Annotated in this window: 16 protein-coding genes and 5 tRNA genes; 14 read left to right on the top strand and 7 right to left on the bottom strand. The window is 44.9% G+C overall.

Translation table 11 applies throughout. The features are described from left to right. Positions 1-17 precede the first annotated feature (17 nt). The 5 genes from ACRRSY_RS16100 (at position 18) to ACRRSY_RS16120 (ending at position 589) form a co-directional block, all read left to right on the top strand. Positions 18-93, top strand: a tRNA-Val gene (locus ACRRSY_RS16100). A gap of 48 nt (positions 94-141) precedes the next feature. Then, positions 142-217, top strand: a tRNA-Val gene (locus ACRRSY_RS16105). Positions 218-265: 48 nt separating this feature from the next. After that, a tRNA-Val gene (locus ACRRSY_RS16110) sits at positions 266-341 on the top strand. Positions 342-389: 48 nt separating this feature from the next. Beyond that, positions 390-465 (top strand) — tRNA-Val (locus tag ACRRSY_RS16115). Positions 466-513: 48 nt separating this feature from the next. Then, a tRNA-Val gene (locus ACRRSY_RS16120) sits at positions 514-589 on the top strand. Between the two features lie 376 nt (positions 590-965). On the opposite strand, the gene ACRRSY_RS16125 is transcribed toward ACRRSY_RS16120, so the two are convergent. From ACRRSY_RS16125 to smc, 6 genes are all read right to left on the bottom strand, one after another. After that, complete coding sequence (locus tag ACRRSY_RS16125) at positions 966-1,457, bottom strand: DUF523 domain-containing protein (protein WP_432452229.1); 492 nt, start codon at positions 1,455-1,457, stop codon at positions 966-968. Between the two features lie 263 nt (positions 1,458-1,720). After that, positions 1,721-3,031, bottom strand: a complete 1,311-nt coding sequence (locus tag ACRRSY_RS16130) for a hypothetical protein (RefSeq protein WP_432452228.1) — start codon at positions 3,029-3,031, stop codon at positions 1,721-1,723. Positions 3,032-3,292: 261 nt separating this feature from the next. Continuing rightward, positions 3,293-4,132 carry a formate transporter FocA gene (focA, locus tag ACRRSY_RS16135; RefSeq protein ID WP_432452227.1) on the bottom strand — a complete coding sequence of 280 codons (840 nt, stop codon included), beginning with the start codon at positions 4,130-4,132 and terminating at the stop codon, positions 3,293-3,295. 124 nt (positions 4,133-4,256) lie between these two features. Beyond that, positions 4,257-6,266, bottom strand: coding sequence for an NAD-dependent DNA ligase LigA (ligA, locus tag ACRRSY_RS16140; RefSeq protein ID WP_432452226.1), 2,010 nt, complete (start codon positions 6,264-6,266; stop codon positions 4,257-4,259). 71 nt (positions 6,267-6,337) lie between these two features. After that, entirely contained in the window at positions 6,338-7,303 is a 966-nt protein-coding gene (gene zipA, locus ACRRSY_RS16145; RefSeq protein WP_432452225.1) for a cell division protein ZipA, read from the bottom strand. An 18-nt stretch (positions 7,304-7,321) separates the two neighbouring features. Next, on the bottom strand, positions 7,322-10,747 hold the full coding sequence (gene smc, locus ACRRSY_RS16150; RefSeq protein WP_432452224.1) for a chromosome segregation protein SMC: 3,426 nt from the start codon (positions 10,745-10,747) through the stop codon (positions 7,322-7,324). Between the two features lie 101 nt (positions 10,748-10,848). Here smc and cysZ point away from each other — a divergent pair, with 101 nt between their 5' ends. Beyond that, positions 10,849-11,616, top strand: a complete 768-nt coding sequence (gene cysZ, locus ACRRSY_RS16155; RefSeq protein WP_432452223.1) for a sulfate transporter CysZ — start codon at positions 10,849-10,851, stop codon at positions 11,614-11,616. A 15-nt stretch (positions 11,617-11,631) separates the two neighbouring features. Here cysZ and ACRRSY_RS16160 read toward each other — a convergent pair whose 3' ends face one another. Then, positions 11,632-13,110, bottom strand: a complete 1,479-nt coding sequence (locus ACRRSY_RS16160) for an HD domain-containing phosphohydrolase (protein ID WP_432452222.1) — start codon at positions 13,108-13,110, stop codon at positions 11,632-11,634. Positions 13,111-13,500: 390 nt separating this feature from the next. Between ACRRSY_RS16160 and cysK the strand changes: the two genes are divergently transcribed. The 8 genes from cysK (at position 13,501) to ACRRSY_RS16200 (ending at position 20,565) form a co-directional block, all read left to right on the top strand. After that, positions 13,501-14,469, top strand: coding sequence for a cysteine synthase A (gene cysK / locus ACRRSY_RS16165; RefSeq protein WP_432452221.1), 969 nt, complete (start codon positions 13,501-13,503; stop codon positions 14,467-14,469). A 427-nt stretch (positions 14,470-14,896) separates the two neighbouring features. Then, positions 14,897-15,154 (top strand): HPr family phosphocarrier protein, encoded by a 258-nt coding sequence (locus ACRRSY_RS16170; protein WP_432452220.1) that lies wholly within the window; start codon positions 14,897-14,899, stop codon positions 15,152-15,154. A 50-nt stretch (positions 15,155-15,204) separates the two neighbouring features. Continuing rightward, positions 15,205-16,932 (top strand): phosphoenolpyruvate-protein phosphotransferase PtsI, encoded by a 1,728-nt coding sequence (gene ptsI / locus ACRRSY_RS16175; RefSeq protein WP_432452219.1) that lies wholly within the window; start codon positions 15,205-15,207, stop codon positions 16,930-16,932. 38 nt (positions 16,933-16,970) lie between these two features. Beyond that, entirely contained in the window at positions 16,971-17,480 is a 510-nt protein-coding gene (gene crr, locus ACRRSY_RS16180) for a PTS glucose transporter subunit IIA (protein WP_432452218.1), read from the top strand. Positions 17,481-17,667: 187 nt separating this feature from the next. Continuing rightward, on the top strand, positions 17,668-18,033 hold the full coding sequence (locus ACRRSY_RS16185) for an ArsC family reductase (protein WP_432452217.1): 366 nt from the start codon (positions 17,668-17,670) through the stop codon (positions 18,031-18,033). A gap of 5 nt (positions 18,034-18,038) precedes the next feature. Then, positions 18,039-19,178: a succinyl-diaminopimelate desuccinylase gene (dapE, locus tag ACRRSY_RS16190; RefSeq protein WP_432452216.1), complete on the top strand. Its 1,140-nt coding sequence runs from the start codon at positions 18,039-18,041 to the stop codon at positions 19,176-19,178. Then, positions 19,175-19,864, top strand: a complete 690-nt coding sequence (locus tag ACRRSY_RS16195; protein ID WP_432452215.1) for a M15 family metallopeptidase — start codon at positions 19,175-19,177, stop codon at positions 19,862-19,864. The genes dapE and ACRRSY_RS16195 overlap by 4 nt, the downstream gene beginning before the upstream one ends. Then, a complete protein-coding gene (locus ACRRSY_RS16200; RefSeq protein ID WP_432452214.1) occupies positions 19,864-20,565 on the top strand; it encodes a hypothetical protein in 702 nt (233 codons plus the stop codon). Before ACRRSY_RS16195 ends, ACRRSY_RS16200 begins: the two co-directional genes overlap by 1 nt. The last annotated feature ends 8 nt before the right edge of the window (positions 20,566-20,573 follow it).

A 20,573-nucleotide genomic window follows, 5' to 3' on the forward strand; every position in this document is an offset into this window, starting at 1 on the left:
ATACGCCTCCACAAGATGGTCGCTTAGCTCAGTTGGGAGAGCATCGCCCTTACAAGGCGAGGGTCACTGGTTCAAGCCCAGTAGCGACCACCATATTCAAGCAAATGGTTGAACAAACGATTTGCCAGTAACAAGTAATTCGGTCGCTTAGCTCAGTTGGGAGAGCATCGCCCTTACAAGGCGAGGGTCACTGGTTCAAGCCCAGTAGCGACCACCATATTTAAGCAAATGGTTGAACAAACGATTTGCCAGTAACAAGTAATTCGGTCGCTTAGCTCAGTTGGGAGAGCATCGCCCTTACAAGGCGAGGGTCACTGGTTCAAGCCCAGTAGCGACCACCATATTTAAGCAAATGGTTGAACAAACGATTTGCCAGTAACAAGTAATTCGGTCGCTTAGCTCAGTTGGGAGAGCATCGCCCTTACAAGGCGAGGGTCACTGGTTCAAGCCCAGTAGCGACCACCATATTTAAGCAAATGGTTGAACAAACGATTTGCCAGTAACAAGTAATTCGGTCGCTTAGCTCAGTTGGGAGAGCATCGCCCTTACAAGGCGAGGGTCACTGGTTCAAGCCCAGTAGCGACCACCACTTCTAAAGCCTGCATCATTGCAGGCTTTTTTTTACCCGAGAATCACGGCTTCAAGCCCCCACACGAGCAAGTACGCCTTCAAAGGCCTGCATTATTCGCTGAGCAATGCGGCCCCTTGGCTTGCTGTCACGTAATGTTTTGGGGATAAATGGACTGAATATCAAAGCGCATCATACCAATCTGATGAATGATATGATCAACTTATAGTGCAGAATAAATCTGCCGACACCAGGTATGAAGAGCAGTAATTAGTGGCTCTAATTACAAAATACATAATGCAGTTAGCGCTAATTTAGGCCAGCAAGAATCAACAGACAATGAGTGAGATTGGTATGATATGGCGAGCTCTATGATTCAAGCCCTCCATTCAAAGGTCTATTCAGCTAAAGCAAGCAACTTAGATTTGAGCGCACTCGCCTGATGCTGATTATAAACCATGATGCCGTGTTCATTCAGTAACGCAGCAGTGACGCCTTTACCTGGCTTCTTATAACCTTGAAAACGTCCATCGTAGATGGTTTGACTACCACAGGATGGGCTCGACTCGCTAAGTACCGCAAATTTTATCTGGTGCTTTTGACACTGCTTCAGAGCTAATTCCGCTGCTAACACAAATTCATCACTCAGATCTGTTCCATCTTGGCCCACCACTTTAGCATCTCCGCGTAACACATCTTCCCCACCCCCCAACTGGATCTCCGCAGGTGTTCTTGGCGTCGGTAAACCAGCAGCGACCTCCGGACAAAACGAAATGATTTGATGATGTGCAATCAGCCAATCTACATCTTGATTTTCTGACTTTAAATCTTGACCGTTATAACGTACTTTGCACCCAAGTAAACAAGCACTAAACAAAATCTTAGCCACAAATATCGTCCTCTATTTAAACTCATCCCACACTATGACGAAATAATTTAACACGCCAAGTAATCCATCATATCAGCAGTACCAATCGTGGCAAATTCCATCCTCGATATTGACCAATAAACGTTTTTCGCTTATTCCATTCAAAAAGATCTGAATGGTTCATTGATATTCGTGATAAAACTATCTTAATTGTGACTGCTTGCAATACAACAACAAAAGGCCTGCATTATGGCAGGCCTTATTTTTGTTACGCCCTAAAAGAGTTAAGACTCGATCTGCTTTCTAAAAAACTGGATCATCTCATCACGGGTTTTACGGTGATTCAGATGAAAAATATCCATCGGGAACAACAGTTCAATCACCCCTGTATCAAACATTCGTTTTACCTCATACTCATTATGTGCCACATCCTGCTGATAACGATAGTTCAGCCAAGTGCGGTTGGTATGAATGATAAACTCCACTCGCATCCCTCCTAAACGAGCAAAAAATTTCATCATCGGGGTTTTATCGCTAGAACCAACCGCACGACTTCGATACACCGACTTATCTGTGAGTGAATCAGAAATATCTTCTAATACCATCAAGGAATTGGCCCTCGAAGCACTGCGAGTGAGATGTTTTTGAAAGGCCTTGATATCACTGACTGAATCCAATACCGCCATGAGCCCAAGTTCGTCGTCCACCGCCACCGCCGGATTTTTTTGATTCTTACGCAATAGCTTAAGAACCTTGGCTTCAGGTGGCTTCTTACGGATAGACACATAGATGGGAACCCGCCGCTCACCAACCGTAAAACTGCGTCGCTTAAGTAAGGTTAACTTCTCTCGAGGCTGATCTTGGATAAGCTTTGCCTGCTGGGGGGTTAACACACTCACTTCGCTACAAGCATAGTCTTCCGCCTGATGTTTAGAGTGCAGGTACACTGGCTCTAACTCACCAATTTTCAGCTCCGAACTCCAAACATAGCCATTCAAAAAAGCTAAAAAAGTAGAAAATTTATCCTCTATTTCGGTCTCTCTTTCTCGCTGCTCAATGCTACCAGCGAGAGTCATTAAAATCAGTTTACGACGAGCCTCAAAGCGAGCTTTCTTGTGATATTGATTATTGAACATAATCAATAATAGTTCGACGGGGTTATTGGTAACTTCTATTTCATTGGTATTTTCAATGTGTGAGGCATAAGGGGCGAGAATTTTGCCTTTGATAGAATGAATCACCGCATCAGCGGTACGCGCATACTCATCAACCCGATTAGAAATTTCGTTAAGGTTACCATTTAAGCCAAACATATTACCGAGTAATTTGAGTGCGCGTTCGCTGCGCTCTTTACGTAGTTTAGAACTATCAATCAAACTTTGAATTTGAGAAAAGTCATCAATTTCAAGGAACTCGAATATTTGACTACGCAAGGCGCGATACTTAGAAACGTTATTGCCATCTTGTTGCAATCGTTTTACCCACTGCCGCACCGAAGGAGAAAAACGATGAGCGACCACCGCATCACGAGTCAGTGCAAATGGTCCCTCTTGTTGTAAAGACGTAAACACACTATTTGGAGATAAAACCGACATAAACCACCTAAAAATCCAACAACAGCAAATACTTGCTAGACTACTCGAAGCAAAATATACACCAAAGCAGACAATTCCTCGGTCCAGCCTACAAATAGTCCTCTCTTGGCTTGAGACTTCTTAAATAAGAGCACCAATAAACCGCTGCAGAAAGCGAATGAAGCAATAACGCACCAAATTAGCGCGCAAATAAACGTCCTTGCTTAAACAACGAGTGATATCCCTCAGGCTTATTCGAAGGTTTATACGCCCCTACGAATACTAAGGTTTACGCAAGTAAATCAGCCAATATCCTAGACCAACAAACACCCCACCACCAAGGATGTTGCCTAAGGTCACCGGGATCAAATTATGAAAAATAAAATTGGAGAAGGTCAAGTCAGCAAAATCAGCAGGGCTGAGTCCCGTCGCAGCCCAAAACTCCGGACTGGCTAAATATCTAATACCAATCGCCATCGGTACCTGAAACATATTCGCGATACAGTGCTCAAAACCTGCTGCCACAAACATCGCCACAGGGAGTATAGTAACCAGCACCTTATCGGTAAGACTGCGGGCACTGAAGGTCATCCACACGGCGACACACACTAATACATTACACATAATCCCGAGTGCAACAGCTTGACTAAAGTCATGGTGCAGCTTGTGTTGGGCGATCCGCATGGTATTAATTCCAACCTCACCAGCAGCAAAAGTGTATTGTTTGCTGACCAACATCAGGATCACCAATAGGCTAGCCCCAACCAAATTGCCTAAATAAACCAAGGACCAATTCATTGCCAACCGAGGCCATGAAATCTTACCACTGGCTTTGGCGACCAAAGTTAATACCGAACTGGTAAACAGTTCACCACCGGTAATAATCACTAAGATCAAACCGAGGCTAAACGCCAAACCACCAATCAGGTGAGTAAACCCCCAAGGCATATCACCCGCCCCGGTGGTAACCGTGGTGTAAAACACAAAGGCGATCCCAATATGCACGCCTGCGGTCAGCGCCAACATAAAGGCTTTAAAAGGATCTTTGGTGGCTTTGCTCTCACCCACTTCAGCGGCTTTCTCAGCCATTTGTGGGGGCAGTAAGGAATCAAACTGGCTCATATTATTCACTTTATTTAATTAAATTTAGTTAACATCCTTTAGCACATCAACTCACGGGAAGGTGTACTAAAGTAACTAGGTTTAAGGGCTAGCAGCCCTTAAGCAGGACAACCGTATGCAAGCTTCAACTTTGCAGTAAATCCACTAACTGCTGCTCATCCCAAATTTCGATGCCTAAGTCTTGAGCCTTAATCAGCTTAGACCCTGCGGCTTCCCCGGCAATCACGATATCGGTTTTCTTGGAAACACTCCCCGTAACCTTAGCTCCCAAACCTTGTAAGGCCTGTTTCGCTTCACTGCGCCCCAACTGACTGAGGGTACCAGTCAGTACCACCACCTTACCGCCTAAGACCAGATCTTCGACAACAACAGACTCAATTGCAGGCCAAGTCAATTCATTGGCTAAAGCTTCAACTAATAAAGCATTTTGCTGCTGGGTGAAAAAGAATCGAAGATGTTTTGCAACAATCTCACCGACATCTGGCACGTCTTGTAGCTGCTCTAGGCTGGCGGCAATAATCGCGTCCAGTTGCTTAAAATGTAAAGCTAGATTATTAGCGGTCGCTTCACCCACTTCGCGGATCCCCAAAGAATAGATAAAACGTGGCAAACTGGTATTTCTCGCAGCATCGATCCCCTCCAGCAGTTTATTCACCGACTTTTCACCCATTCGCTCCAATCCCATGAGCGCGTCTTGCTTATCCGCGAGATGGAACAAATCGAGTGGTGTTTCTAGCAATTGCGCATCGACCAGCTGTTCCACCAACTTATCGCCAATACCATCAATATCTAAGGCCTTACGTGAGACAAAGTGCTTTAAAGCTTCTTTACGTTGTGCGCCGCAACGTAAGCCTGCAACACAACGAGCCACTGCTTCCCCTTCGATACGTTCAATTTCGCTATCGCATACTGGACAAGTCATCGGGAAGACGATCTCTTTAGCATCTTCTGGACGGCGCTCTAACAATACCCCTGCAATTTGAGGGATCACATCACCAGCGCGGCGTACCACCACACTATCGCCAATTTTTACCGCCAATCGCTCGATTTCATCCGCATTGTGTAAGGTTGCATTACTTACCGTCACCCCCCCCACAAATACTGGCTCAAGCCGAGCTACGGGAGTAATCGCACCAGTACGCCCAACCTGAAACTCGACATCTCGCAGCACCGTGATCTCTTCTTGTGCAGGATATTTATGAGCCGTCGCCCAACGCGGTGCTCGCGCAACAAACCCCAGTTGTTGCTGTAAAGCGAGCGCGTCAACTTTATACACCACACCGTCGATTTCATAAGCTAAAGCATTACGACGTTCGCCGATTTCCTGATAATAATCAAAGCAAGCTTGATGGCCACTCACCGTTCGAACCTCAGGACAAACTGGCAGCCCAAAATCTTTTAATTTCTGCAAATTCTGGTAATGACTCTGACTCAAAGGCTCACTCACCACACCAAGCGAATAAGCATAAAAGGCTAATGGACGGGTGGCGGTAATTTTCGAATCGAGCTGGCGTAAACTTCCAGCGGCAGCATTACGTGGGTTAGCGAAACCTTTTTCACCCTTTTCTTTAGCGAGTAAATTGAGCCGCTCAAAACCTTGTTTCAGCATGAACACTTCACCCCGAACCTCTAAACGAGCCGGCCATTGCTCTCCACGCAACCGCAAAGGGATCGAACGAATGGTTTTGACGTTCTCGGTCACATTTTCGCCAGTACTCCCATCACCACGCGTTGCCGCTTGCACCAACATACCATCCACATACAATAAACTTATCGCTAAGCCATCGAGCTTGGGTTCTACACAATATTCAATGGCTTCAGTGCGCTGTAAACGCTCTGAGATTCGCTTGTTAAATGCGCTTAATTCAGCTTCGCTAAACACATTATCGAGAGACAACATCGGCATTTCATGCTGAACCTGCTCAAATACCGACAAAGGCACTCCGCTGACTCGTTGAGTCGGAGAATCCTTGCTTAGCAGCTCAGGATGGTTTTTTTCTAAACCCTGTAGCTGACGAAATATTCGGTCATACTCGGCATCGGGAACCAAAGGCTGGTCAAGCACGTAGTAATGGTAATTATATTGCTCAAGCAGGGAGATCAGTTGCTTAATTTGTTGTTCTGGCTTGTCCATCGTCGACCTTAAAAAAATAAAAAGCCTTTCCAAAATAACCGATTGGAAAGGCTTCTAAAAACATAATAACTTTAGTTTACGAGAAGTTGCTTACGCTCATATTCACGTACTCGCTGCTCGTAATGGTTCACCGTTTGCCGAGTCAAAGGGTTGCGTTGATCATCCAAAATAATCGCATCCAAATCTTTGGCTAAGCTTGTCGCCGCATTATGCATCAATGCAAAATTTTTAGTGGGTTCACCTTTACACGGCACCGTCATAAACAAAGTGACGCCACGAGTTTCCAACTGCTCAATTTTATCTAAATCGAAGGTGCCAGGATTGAGCATATTCGCCAGACTAAAAATAATCGGGCCACTGCCACGATTATCTAAATGGCGATGAAAAATATCCATATCCCCATAGCGCAACCCAATTTTATCAAGACTGGCGAGTAACGCAGGGCCCTTAAGATAACGGCCAGATTGAGCCATTATATTCAGAATGAATACATCATCAGGTGCATTTGGATCTTGAGTCGGCTCAGTTTTAGGCTGCGGCTCAGGCTCATTATCTTCATCCATATCATAAACAAACGTGGGCTCAACTTCCGGAGCTGACTCTACATCCACAGTCGATAAGCTTGCCTCGGCCTCTGTTTTAACGGTTTCGACTAAGCCATCTAAACCCTGAACATCACTTACCTCTGGCGCACTATCAACGGCAGAAAAATGAAATGCAGGCTCTTTGCGTTGCTCTCGCTCTGCCTCTGGCTCTAGTTCTGGCTCAACACTTGAAGGATTGAGCACCGGTTTCTCTGCCGCATCAAGGTTAGAAATAGCGTCGTCAATCGGATCACCAATCACCCGAGCTTGGCCCACACCCAAATCGTCGAAACCCGAATCATCTCTGGTCGATATAGGTGCCTTACTCGCTGACACTTTAGGACTAAGCAATTTTTCTGGTCGTTGTTTGCGGCTGCTCCAAAAACCGTGCGCTAATAACGCGACAATCAAAATAACACCAACAACGATAAGTACGATGCGTAATTCCTGCATTTAACTATTCTCTACCTATTATTCCACCATGGCTATCGCTTCTGCGATGTCCACCGCCACCAGACGCGATACGCCTGGCTCCTGCATTGTAACCCCAGCAAGTTGCGAGGCCTTCTCCATGGTCACTTTATTGTGACTTATAAATATAAACTGAACCGAATCGGACATACTATGCACTAAATCAGCAAAACGTCCCACATTTACTTCATCTAAGGGTGCATCCACTTCATCAAGCATACAAAACGGTGCCGGATTTAAGCGAAATATCGCAAATACTAAGGCTAATGCGGTAAGGGCCTTTTCCCCTCCCGATAATAAGCTAATGCTAGCATTTTTTTTCCCCGGAGGACGAGCCATAATCGTCACGCCAGTCTCCAGTAAATCGTCAGACGAAAGTTCTAACCAGGCTTTACCGCCACCAAACACTTTCGGGAACAATAGCTGTAAGTCCGCATCTACTTTAGCAAATGTTTCACTAAATTTAGAACGGGTTTGTCGATCAATTTTCATAATCGCAGCTCTCAAGACCTCAATCGCAGATTCTAAATCTAATAATTGGGCCGACAACTCTTGATAACGGCTATTCTGTTGATCATATTCTTCTTCGGCAGCTAAGTTTACCGCACCCAAACGTTTCAAACGTTGATCAAGCTGTGCTAATTCAGTGGCGTAGTCGTCTTCCAGACTCGCCTCGGGTAAAGACAACTCTAGGTGCTTAAGGTTCTCACCCTGTTCCGCTAACTGCTCCAATAGTAAGCTTCGCCTTGCCAATAAATTCTGCTGCTGAATACGTCGCTCGGTGCCGGCTTCGACGAGCTGTTTCAAGTTAAGCTGAGCCTGCTTGATACTTTGTTGTAACTGTTGTTGCTCTGCAATACTTTGTTGATACGCGCTGGCGGCAACGCTCTGCTGGTCTTCGATAACTAAGCTTTGCTCTAGCAATTGTTCGATTTGCTCCGCCAAAATTTCGAGTTGCTCACTAGATACTTCCGGTTGCGTCAACAGTTGCTCAGCCAACTCCTGCAACCGTTGCTGCTGATAGTGCTGCTGCTGTTGCTGATTCGCATATTGCGCCTGCTGCTTCTGGATAGCCAGTTGCAACTCATGCAGCCGAGTTTGTTGCTGCTGAGCATGATGACCAAGCTGCTTGACCGAGTCTGCGGCAGTATCATTTTGCTGTTGCAGTTGTGTCAGCTTAAACTGCGCTTCATCTAGCTCAGCTTGCTGCAACTCTAATTGCTCTTCTAACAGCAGTTGGCTTTCTTGATCTTGTTCTAATTGAACATTTAATTCATCAACTTGTTGGCTCAACTGTTGCTGTTGTTGCTGCGAAAACAACTGTTGCTGCTCTAATAAAGCAAAACGACTGCGACAATCGGCTTGCTCGGTGATTAAAGTATCTAAGGCGAACTGCTCATGTTGTTGCTGCTGTTGTAAGCGCTCAATATTTTGGCTTTGTTGCTTAAGTTGTTGTTCTAAGCGCTCATCTTGTTGTTTAATTTCCGCTAAACGCTGTTGCAGATGCTGCCGTTCCTGCTGCCAGCTAAGCACCGAAAGCTGCTGATGAGAAACCTTAAGGCGCTGCCAATATTTACCTAACCACTCTCCTTGTGGCGTAATCAAAGACTGATGAGGGCTTAAATACTCTCGAAGCTCAAACGCCTGGGTCAACGACTCCACCAGCAACACCGGTTCACACAGATAACTCAGCTCGACATTTTCTAAATGTTCGGCCAAGCTCGCTAAACCTTGTAATTGAGGCGCCCGAGGCAATTTTAAAGGCGCAGCAACCGCGCTTAAGGCCAAAGGATAATCTGAGTCAAGCTGTTCACACCATTCAGCTTGCAACCATCCAGCTAAAACCACATCCGCTGCCCGCTGCCAACCTTCACTCACCCCAAGAACATCCATTAGCGGACGCTTGGCCTTGCTATCAACCTGCGCCAACAATTTGTTAACCCCCTGCAAACGGGTCTGCTCCGCAGTATAAGTTAATTGAAGTTGTTGCTGTTGCAACTTGAGTTGCTCAAGTTCAGCTCGCTGCTGTTGTAAATCGTTGCTCACTTGAGTGAACTGCTGCTGCAATTGCTCCTGCTGGGCTTCCCCCTGTTGTAATTGTTGTTGCAGTAAAGCGATTTGCTCAACATCAACAGCAACTAAAGTTGATAATTGATGTTGTAGTTGCGAAATTTGCTGCTGATGACGTTGCTGCATCTGCTGGCAATGCCCCAACTGAGACTCGGTTTGCCGAAGCTGCTGTTGAACTTGCTGCTGCTGAGCGCTCGCTGAGCCTTGTTCAGCCTTTAGCTGACGATGCCGCTGCTCAGCGGCTTCCAGTTGCGGCATCATTTCCAGCATCAGCTGCTGTTGTAAGTCCATTTCAGCTTCAAGCTGTTGCAGGTTCAGCTGCTCCTGTACCCGCTGAGTTTCAAGTAAAGCTAAGTTTTGTTCGAGCGCTTGCTGCTGTTCAATATTCTGCTGCTGAGCTTGCTGACTCAGACTTTGCTGTTGCTTGGTATGCAGTTGCTGCTGCTCCAACTTCGCCAACTGTGTTCTCAGTTCGAAATGCTGCTGTTGCAAATTTTGTTGTAATTGTTGTTGTTCAGCGATTTGATTCGCTAGCAAGATTGATTGGTTTTCACATTGGCTAAGCAGATGCTCTTCGGCACGCTGTTTTTGCTCGGCATCAGCATGGTATTGCTCGCCACCATCAATACTATTGTCTAACTTCCGTAACTCCTGTAAGCATAACAAGGCCTTAAGCTCTCGATGACGAGCCCGGTATTGGCGATAACGTTTTGCTGCCTGTGCTTGCGTTTTAAGCTTATTCACCTGCTGGGCCAATTCCGACTCAATATCGCGTAAACGCAAAATATTTTCGTCAGTATGTTTAATCCGCAGCTCGGTTTCACGACGACGTTCTTTATATTTAGAGACACCCGCCGCTTCTTCGATAAATACCCGTAATTCCTGCGGTTTGGATTCAATGAGCCGACTAATCATGCCTTGTTCGATAATCGCATAACTACGCGGCCCTAAGCCCGTCCCCAAAAACAAATCGGTAATATCGCGCTTACGGCACTTGCTACCATTTAACTGGTAGTGATTCTGCCCATCTCGACTCACCTCCCGGCGAACCGCAATTTCAGCATAACTAGCAAACTCTCCACCGATCCGCCCTTGGCTATTATCAAAGATCAACTCTACCATCGCCTTCGACACCGCCGCCCGTTTGGTAGAACCATTAAAGATCACATCGGTCATCGCGCCACCACGCAGGTGGCGAGCGTTACTTTCACCCAGTACCCAACGCACCGCATCGATCACGTTAGATTTACCACAACCATTCGGCCCGACAATCGCGGTCATGTCGGTCGGGAAGGGAATTGTTGTTCGGTCAACAAAAGATTTAAATCCGGCTAGGCGAATTTGTTTCAAACGCATACACTAGTTTGCTTATCGATTTATATTATTAGCCGAGACTTTACCAGAGCGGCCAACGCTTTGTAATATGACGGCCTATAAACTATTCAAGGATCACAATAATGGCGCACACCTCGCTAGCTTCTCGTAGCGGTATTTCTTATATTGCCCAGGGTTTTCAGCTTATCAGTCAACCTGGACTAAGACTGTTTGTGATGATCCCACTACTCGCTAATATCATTTTATTTAGCGCGGCCTTTATTGTTTTATACCAACAACTCGGGGGCTGGGTTCAGCAAATCCTCGACTACCTCCCCAGCTGGCTGGATTGGCTAAGCTGGTTCATTTGGCCCAGTGCCATCGTTGCAATTATGCTGGTCTTTGGCTTTACCTTTAGCATCATCGGCAATTGGATAGCGGCACCATTTAACGGCTTACTGGCAGAGAAAGTTGAGCAACACCTCTGTGGTGAAAAAATTGCCGACACTTCACTGCTCGAATTAGTAAAAGACTTACCGCGAATTTTTTCGCGAGAATGGCAAAAATTATGGTATTGGTTACCTAAAGCGCTGGGCCTGCTACTATTGTTTTTAATTCCGGCAATCGGCCAAACCATCGCCCCCGTACTGTGGTTTCTATTTACCGCTTGGATGATGAGCATTCAATATATCGATTACCCCTTTGATAATCATCGAATTCCCTTCTCCACGATGCGCGACCAATTAAAACAACATCGCTTAAGAAACAGTGGCTTTGGTGCAATCGTGTTATTTTGTAGCACGCTACCGCTATTAAATCTTATTATTATGCCAGTCGCCGTGTGCGGTGCGACCGCAATTTGGGTCGACATCTACCGCAAACCATTGCTTAAACAAAAACAGCAACAATAATCAGCCGCGACTGAACTAAGCAACAGCTTGTGGTTCTTTATCTTGATAGCGAGCAGCAATATTTAAAAATTGCGACTCGCTTTGACAAAACGCTTCAACCACCGCTGGATCAAAATGTTTTCCCTTCCCCTCAAGAATGATTTGCTTAGCTTTTTCGTGAGTGAACGCAGGCTTATAGACTCGTTTACTAATCAAGGCATCATAAACATCAGCCAGGGCCATTAAGCGCGCACTCAAGGGGATCGCCGCCCCAGATAAACCTTGCGGGTAACCCGAGCCATCCCATTTTTCATGGTGAGATAAAGCGATTTGTTTTGCATATTGTAAAAATGCGGTGTCTTCACTAGGGAATTGCAGCTCAGCCGCAGCTAAAGCATTTGCTCCAATTTGTGGGTGCTGACGCATCGTATCCCACTGTTCTGTATCCAACTGACCTGGTTTCAATAAAATAGCATCCGGGATCCCAACCTTACCGATATCGTGCAGTGGCGCGGATTTATACATCAAATCGATGGTTTGATCGCTGAGTTGCTCGGCAAAATCAGGCTGTTCACGTAAAGCCTCAGCCAAGGCTTTCACATAATATTTTGTCCGTAGGATGTGTGCTCCGGTCTCGTTATCCCGAGTCTCAGCAAGGCTCGCGAGACTATGGATGGTGATATCTCGGGTTTGTTGCAAGGCCCGGGTGCTGTGTTGCAAACTACTAATCATGGCATTGGTTCGCTGGGCCATCAGTCCAAACTCATCATTACTACTAATCGTAACTTGGGTATCGAATTGTCCCAGCTGTACCTTCGCTAAGGTTTGATTCTCATTTTCCAATAACAGTTGTAAATTTTTCGAATAACTCATGATCACCCGCAACACATAGGACATCACCACCAACAACACAAAGGAGACCTCAATAACAATGTATCTTTGGGCCGTAGCCAATGGGTAACGTTCACTTCCTACATTCACTAACCAATCAAGATCCTTGTTAATCACTAAAAAAATCACCCCCGCCAATATAAGGGTGCTAATCGCCGCAAATGCAGAAAACTTCTGACTCACCGATAACGCTTTTTTATTTAAAGGTAGATGTAGCTGATGACGACTTAATTGCTTCGCAATATCCCATTCTTTCGCCAGCGCTAAATCACTAGCGACATAAAAACCAAGCGCCGTCAGGCCAAGTATAACTTTTAGGTGAGACTCCCAGGGCGGATCAAAAAAATAACTGTTATAGCCAACAATCATCAACGCAGCCAAAATAAAGAGTATAAAGTCCAACTTAAATTGAAGCCGCACTTGCCGCGCCAACTCTGAGTTTTCGATAAATTGCATCGCAATAATTCGAACGCTAGAGGTAACAATAAAACTAATGACAATCGGAAGTAACAACTGAAATACCGTTTGAGCTTCTAAAAAAGGGCATACTTGAATCCCATAAACAGCAAATAACAGCATCGCCAACAGCCAATGTTTAATCGCTAAGCCACTCACTCTATTCATACCAATTGTTCCTTAACTTAGCGCAATTAACGCTTTAGTCCCGCCTCCACTATAGCCTGCTTCAGTATGACTAGCTAAAAAAGCTAAACTCAAAATAGGCACTTTAATATCTTCAGTAAATGGATGCATCACGTCCCGCCAGTTAAACCTCGCACTTACAATATTGATAGGCTGCTGTTGGGGTTAAATCTATAGACCGACTATCGTAGAGAAAACTTTGCCCTTCAGACACTAAAACTCATATCAATTTATCTCTTAATTACATAACGTTATAAATAAACGTTACTTCACCTTACAAATAAGCACGCTATGCTAGTACTACGATTTATGTTGCTGAGTGCCATTGACCACTGATTGTAGCAACCGTCATTAGTCCATAAGGAAGTTTCAATGAGTAAAATTTATGAAGATAACTCGCTAACCATTGGCCGTACGCCATTAGTTCGTCTTAATCGAGTCAACAAAGGCAACATTCTTGCGAAGGTGGAAAGCCGCAACCCAAGCTTCAGTGTGAAGTGTCGTATTGGTGCCAACTTAGTTTGGGATGCAGAGAAAAAAGGTTTGCTTGGTCCTGGAAAAGAAATCATTGAACCCACCAGTGGTAATACCGGCATTGCTTTAGCCTTTGTGGCAGCCTCTCGTGGCTATCCAATTACACTAACGATGCCTAATACCATGAGCCTAGAACGTCGTAAATTGCTCAAAGCTTTAGGAGCAAATCTAGTCTTAACCGAAGGTGCTAAAGGCATGAAAGGGGCAATTACCAAGGCGGAAGAAATCCGCGATAGTAGCCCAGAAAAATACATTTTACTTGGCCAGTTTGACAATCCTGCCAACCCAGAAATTCATGAAAAAACCACGGGGCCTGAGATTTGGGAAGATACCGACGGCGAAGTTGATGTCATTGTCGCAGGCGTTGGTACTGGCGGAACCATCACCGGTGTGAGCCGCTACATCAAGCAACAACAAGGAAAAAGTATTACTTCCGTTGCGGTTGAACCCGTAGATTCTCCAGTGATCACTCAAGCCAAAGCGGGTGAAGAACTTACCCCTGGACCACACAAGATCCAAGGGATTGGCGCAGGCTTTATCCCTGGTAACCTTGACTTAGATTTAGTCGATCTGGTCGAACAAGTGAGCAATGAAGATGCGATTGCGATGGCTCAGCGCTTAATGGAGGAAGAAGGTATTCTTGCAGGGATCTCTTCTGGTGCAGCAGTGGTCGCAGCGAACCGGATTGCTGAAAAAGCAGAGTACGCGGATAAAACCATCGTCGTGATATTACCTAGCTCTGGCGAACGCTACTTATCAAGTGCATTATTTGCAGATACATTTACTGAACAAGAAAACGTTCAATAAATAAATCAATAGCTCTATAGCTCTATAGCTCTATATTAAGACGACGAATTTTCAGTCGTCTTTTTTTTGGTCAAACAACTTTATTCTCAAAGAAAATTAACTCTCTGGTCTTGTGCTATAATTTTGCAAAAACTATACTCCCCCGCGCCAAATGTTAGCGTTTTCAATGTATCGTTTTGTAACAGAGGTATCAAAACGGATACATTGTTTACGTCGATAAATTAATATAAGTAATTAAAAATCAATAACTTAAATTGAATTTAACGATGTAATATTAAGTAACAGTGTACAACTAAGCCTAAAAACTTGACATAGATTAAACTTCGACGTCATTTTTTACGTTATTTTTTGGCGGAAATATTTTACTTATAAACGTCTAAGCTTAACTGAATATTTAGACAACAAAACAAAATTAAGGAATGTATGTATGTTTGAGAAAAGTGTTGTAATTACCGCAGAGAATGGCCTTCATACTCGTCCCGCCGCTCAATTTGTTAAAGAAGCCAAAGCATTCGCAAGTGATATCACTGTTGAAAGTAACGGCAAATCGGCCAGTGCCAAAAGCCTATTTAAGTTACAAACCTTAGGCTTAACCAAAGGCACTAGTGTCGTTATCCGCGCTGAAGGCGCAGATGAAACCGCAGCAGTTACAAAATTAGTCGCGCTAATGGATGAACTAGAATAATACGGTCGCTTTTTATCCATTAACGAGTTTCAACTAAATAGGTGTAGGTTATGATTTCAGGTATTCTGGCGTCTCCAGGAATTTCATTTGGTAAAGTACTGCTACTTGCAGAGCAAGAAGTAGTGATTAACCAAGCTCATATCGAAGCAGCGCAAGTAGAAAACGAAATTCAACGTTTTTTCGATGCACGTAATGCAACGTCTGCTCAACTCGAAGAAATTAAAATAATGGCAGGCAAGACTTTCGGCGAAGAAAAAGAAGCCATCTTCGAAGGTCACATCATGCTATTAGAAGATGAAGAGCTTGAAGAAGAAATTCTAGCCTGCATCAAAGACAACTTAGTGACTGCAGACAAAGCGGCTCATACTATTATTGAGCAAAATGCCCAAATGCTAGCTGAGTTAGATGACCCCTATTTAAAAGAGCGAGCCACCGATTTTCGCGATATCGGCTCGCGCTTAGTTAAAAATATTCTAGGCATTGAGATCATTTCACTTAGCACTATTACTGAAGAAGTCGTGTTAGTTGCGAATGATCTTACCCCCTCAGAAACTGCACAAATCAACTTAGATAAAGTGCTCGGTTTTGTAACCGATATCGGCGGTAGAACTTCACATACTTCAATTATGGCGCGTTCTTTAGAGCTCCCGGCGATCGTTGGCACCAATGACATCACTCAACGCGTAAGCAATGGCGATATCATCGCTCTAGACGCAATTAACAATGAAGTGATAATCAACCCAAGTGCAGAACAGTTAGCCGTTTATCGCCAACGTCAACAAACTTACTTAGACGAAAAACTAGAACTAGCCAAACTGAAAGACTTACCTGCTGTGTCTCTAGATGGTCATCAAGTCGAAGTCTGCGCCAACATTGGTACGATTAAAGATGTTGATGGCGCTCACCGCAATGGTGCAGAGGGTGTGGGTCTTTACCGTACTGAATTCCTATTTATGGACCGCGATCAACTGCCAACAGAAGATGAGCAGTTTGAAGCGTATAAAGCAGTCGTTGAATCGATGCAAGGTCACCCAGTGATTATCCGTACCATGGATATCGGCGGTGATAAAGATTTGCCTTATTTAGACCTTCCTAAAGAAATGAATCCTTTCTTGGGTTGGCGTGCAATCCGTATTTTCTTTGATCGTGAAGAAATCATGCATGCTCAGCTGCGCGCTTTGCTCCGAGCGTCAGCCTTCGGTAAAGTTCGCATCATGTTCCCGATGATTATTGCGGTCGAAGAAATCCGCAAGTTAAAATCAGTATTAGAGAGCCTAAAAGCGGATCTACGAGCGAACGATATCGCCTTTGATGAAGACGTTGAAATTGGCGTAATGGTGGAAACACCTGCCGCCGCTGCAATTGCACATCATTTAATTAAAGAAGTTGACTTCTTTAGTATTGGAACTAATGATTTAACCCAGTACACTTTAGCAGTTGATCGTGGTAACGAATTGATTTCAGCATTATATAACCCAATGTCACCTGCGGTATTAACCCTCATTAAGCAAGTGATAGATGCCTCACATGCGGAAGGTAAGTGGACGGGTATGTGTGGTGAATTAGCCGGTGATGAGTCAGCAACCTTATTACTAATGGGTATGGGCCTTGATGAATTCTCAATGAGTTCCATTTCTATACCTCGGATCAAAAAACTAATCCGTAATTCGAATTATGCTGAAGTGAAGAAATTAGCCGATCAAGCTCTTTCGTTACCAACAGCGGCAGAAATTGAAACGTTAGTTGATACTTTTGTTAAACAAAATACCATCTGTTAAGATAGCAGTAATAAACATAAGAATTCAGGAGCTCTATAATGGGTCTATTCGACAAATTCAAAAAAATGGTTTCAGATGACAGTGCAACTAAAAGCGGTATTGATATTATCGCCCCACTATCTGGCGAAATTGTTCCAATTGAAGAAGTGCCAGATGTGGTGTTTGCCGAGAAAATCGTAGGTGACGGAATTGCCATTAAACCGAGCGGTAACAAAATGGTTGCCCCTTGCGACGGCACCATTGGTAAGATCTTTGAGACTAACCATGCGTTTTCTCTAGAATCAACCGACGGCATCGAGTTATTTGTTCACTTTGGTATTGATACTGTTGAGTTAAAAGGCGAAGGCTTTACCCGCATCGCTTCCGAAGGCCAAGAAGTAAAACAAGGTGATGTGATCATCGAATTCGATCTGGCGGTATTGGAAGAAAAAGCTAAATCAACCCTAACTCCTGTCGTCATTTCAAATATGGATGAAATTAAAGAGCTAGTTAAGATGTCTGGCCCTGTCACCATTAGCGAAACACCAGTATTACGCATCATCAAATAATACTGAATGACTCTCTAAAACCACGCTATATGCGTGGTTTTTTTTGTCCCCAATTTACCCATGAGCAATACCATTGCTCTAAGTTGTCACTCTGTTTAAGAATAAATCAATACCATAAAGCGTAAATCCCCAATGAGCTTTCAGCCCAGCTCTGGTATTCTTAGCAAAAATATAACAGGAAACTTACATGTCTATAAGCAAGATTGTCATGTTTGGCATACCCAACTGCGACACCATTAAAAAAGCCCGTCGTTGGCTCAATGAACACAACTTAGAATTTACTTTCCATGATTATCGTAAAGATGGTTTGGATAGTCAGCAACTGCAGGCATGGGCTCAACAACTCGGTTGGCAAGCTTTACTCAATAAACGTGGCACCACCTTTCGTCAACTCAGTGATCAACAAAAGGCGAATTTAGATGAAGATACCGCACTTGCACTGTTAGAACAGTATCCTGCGATGATCAAACGGCCATTGTTACAAATCGATCAGCAATTTACACTTGGCTTTAAAGCCGAGCTTTACCAACAACTCTTTTTTCCGGAAAGCTAAATTCAATGTCAGACAGCCCAGTTTTAAAACTCGCAAAAGATCTCATCAGCCGCCCTTCGGTTACACCAGAAGACTGTGATTGCCAAAAACTCATGGCCCAACACCTCAGCGACGTCGGTTTTGCTATCGAAGAGATGATATTTGAGGATACCACTAACATGTGGGCCCGTAAGGGGCAACAAGCCCCCTTATTTTGTTTTGCCGGTCATACCGATGTGGTCCCACCGGGCCCAGCAGAACAGTGGCATACGCCCCCTTTTGAGCCGACAGTGATCGACGGAGTACTACACGGCCGTGGCGCCGCAGATATGAAAGGTTCATTGGCCGCAATGGTTATTGCAACCGAACGCTTTGTCGCAGCGCACCCTAATCATCAAGGATCGATTGCCTTCCTTATCACCTCAGACGAAGAAGGCCCATTCATTAATGGTACCACTCGTGTCGTTGATACCCTCATTGCCCGCAATGAGCTAATTGATATGTGTCTGGTAGGCGAACCCTCTTCGACGCATCATGTAGGTGATGTCGTTAAAAATGGTCGACGAGGCTCACTCACTGGCGATCTTCATGTACACGGAATGCAAGGCCATGTCGCCTACCCTCATTTAGCGAAAAACCCTATCCATGAAGTTGCACCAGCTCTGGCCGAGCTAGCCGCCATGCACTGGGACAATGGAAATCAGTTTTTCCCACCAACCAGCTTTCAAATCGCGAATATCCACGGCGGCACTGGCGCGTCGAATGTCATTCCTGGCGAATTACAGGTTCAATTTAACTTCCGCTACTCCACCGAAGTCACCGATCAACAGCTGGTTCAGCGGGTGCATAATATATTTGACAGTCATGGCTTAGATTACCAACTCGACTGGACCTACAATGGCCAACCTTTCTTAACCGAAGAAGGTGATTTTTTAAATTCGGTGAGCCAAGCGGTCACCAAGGTCACCAAAAAAGCCCCTGAGCTACTGACCACAGGCGGCACGTCAGATGGACGTTTTATTGCCAAAATGGGCACCCAAGTAGTTGAATTAGGTCCCATAAATGCAACGATTCATAAAGTGAACGAATCTGTTAAAGTTGCTGACTTAGAGCAGCTCGCTGACATGTACTTTGAACTATTAGTGAACGTATTAGGACCCAAATGAACACATCCAATCACCAGGCAGGCCTATATGGACTAAACCAACAAGGTTTAGTTAACAGTGCTGATTTTGCTTGGATACATCCGGGTGTGTTAGAGGATTTACGCGGCTTAGCAAGCGCGGCCACGCAAGCTGGTTTCCAGCTTGCTGTATATAGTGGCTATCGCGACTTCCATCGCCAAAGCCTCATCTGGAACCATAAATGGCAGGGCTTACGCCCCATATTAGATCAACACAGCCATCCCATCAGCCTAGCTGAGCTAAGTGATGAACAAAAAATGCATGCCATTTTACGCTGGTCGGCCCTGCCAGGCACCAGTCGCCACCACTGGGGAACCGACTTCGATCTCTATGATCCCCAGTTACTCCCCGCCGGCAGCTCGCTAGCACTGATTCCTCAAGAATATGCAGCAGGGGGCTGCCAACATTCCTTTGCTTGCTGGTTAGAACAACATGCAAAATCTTATGGCTTCTTTTTTCCTTATCAGCGCTTTCAGGGCGGGGTCGAATTTGAACCTTGGCATCTGAGCCACTTAGCCTGCAGCCAAATCAAGCTAAGTGGACTCGAAACCGACACACTCCTAAGCCACTTACGTGAAGCACAAGTGGCAGGGTTCACCACCATCGAGCAACATATTGAGCAAATATTTGAGCAATATGTTCGTAATATATGTTTACCGGAGAGCTAATGCCAAGCGTCTATTCAACCCTATTCTTCAGTTTAATTAGTTGCGCTAGTCTAGCCTTTCTACTACTCATGCTCGTACTTTACAAAGGCCAACTGTGCCCCGGTCAAACAGGCCGTATTCAGCGTCAATTAGGCACCCTTGTCAGTCTCATCACCCTCGCGGCTTTGTCTAGCATAGAAAGCCAACAAAGTAGCTGGCTAAGCGCTCTGATCCTAGTCGCTGCATTTGCGGGCTGGGCCTTGCTATTTCAACTAAATAAACTGAAGCATAAACGCAGCCTCAAACTCAAGTTATGGTGGTTCATGGGGATTCCAATGCTGGCAGCAGGGCTCGTCGTATTAAATCAACAGCCGCTATTTTTATTTACATACCTAGTCTGTGCAACTGCTTTGGCGCACTGGTTAATGGTGAAAGCCAAGCACCGTTTAAGTCAGTTTGACAAAGTACTACCTTGCTTAGGTATCGTCAGTGCCATGTTAAGCATACTCTGTTTATGCGTCTATTTGCTGGCGATGCCCCAACTGAGCCAAGATCCTCAACAAATAAAACAATTCGTTATTGTCGCCATACTATTAACCTTAGCGGTTTTGCTTTGGTTAGCCCCTCAATTTAAAAAACAATCTCCCCCCGCCAGCTTACTACTCGTTGTGGTTGTACTAAGCTTTACTTCAAGTCTTGCAATGCAAGGCCTAGCGACCTAGCGGCTAAG

The sequence above is a fragment of the Agarivorans sp. QJM3NY_33 genome (genome assembly GCF_050870865.2).
GTDB lineage: Bacteria > Pseudomonadota > Gammaproteobacteria > Enterobacterales > Celerinatantimonadaceae > Agarivorans.

Excerpts from the sequence above, each read along its gene's own strand:
- ACRRSY_RS16130 (WP_432452228.1), bottom strand. The coding sequence starts at position 3,031 with ATGTCGGTTTTATCTCCAAATAGTGTGTTTACGTCTTTACAACAAGAG.
- focA (WP_432452227.1), bottom strand. The coding sequence starts at position 4,132 with ATGAGCCAGTTTGATTCCTTACTGCCCCCACAAATGGCTGAGAAAGCC.
- ligA (WP_432452226.1), bottom strand. The coding sequence starts at position 6,266 with ATGGACAAGCCAGAACAACAAATTAAGCAACTGATCTCCCTGCTTGAG.
- zipA (WP_432452225.1), bottom strand. The coding sequence starts at position 7,303 with ATGCAGGAATTACGCATCGTACTTATCGTTGTTGGTGTTATTTTGATT.
- smc (WP_432452224.1), bottom strand. The coding sequence starts at position 10,747 with ATGCGTTTGAAACAAATTCGCCTAGCCGGATTTAAATCTTTTGTTGAC.
- cysZ (WP_432452223.1), top strand. The coding sequence starts at position 10,849 with ATGGCGCACACCTCGCTAGCTTCTCGTAGCGGTATTTCTTATATTGCC.
- ACRRSY_RS16160 (WP_432452222.1), bottom strand. The coding sequence starts at position 13,110 with ATGAATAGAGTGAGTGGCTTAGCGATTAAACATTGGCTGTTGGCGATG.
- cysK (WP_432452221.1), top strand. The coding sequence starts at position 13,501 with ATGAGTAAAATTTATGAAGATAACTCGCTAACCATTGGCCGTACGCCA.
- ACRRSY_RS16170 (WP_432452220.1), top strand. The coding sequence starts at position 14,897 with ATGTTTGAGAAAAGTGTTGTAATTACCGCAGAGAATGGCCTTCATACT.
- ptsI (WP_432452219.1), top strand. The coding sequence starts at position 15,205 with ATGATTTCAGGTATTCTGGCGTCTCCAGGAATTTCATTTGGTAAAGTA.
- crr (WP_432452218.1), top strand. The coding sequence starts at position 16,971 with ATGGGTCTATTCGACAAATTCAAAAAAATGGTTTCAGATGACAGTGCA.
- ACRRSY_RS16185 (WP_432452217.1), top strand. The coding sequence starts at position 17,668 with ATGTCTATAAGCAAGATTGTCATGTTTGGCATACCCAACTGCGACACC.
- dapE (WP_432452216.1), top strand. The coding sequence starts at position 18,039 with ATGTCAGACAGCCCAGTTTTAAAACTCGCAAAAGATCTCATCAGCCGC.
- ACRRSY_RS16195 (WP_432452215.1), top strand. The coding sequence starts at position 19,175 with ATGAACACATCCAATCACCAGGCAGGCCTATATGGACTAAACCAACAA.
- ACRRSY_RS16200 (WP_432452214.1), top strand. The coding sequence starts at position 19,864 with ATGCCAAGCGTCTATTCAACCCTATTCTTCAGTTTAATTAGTTGCGCT.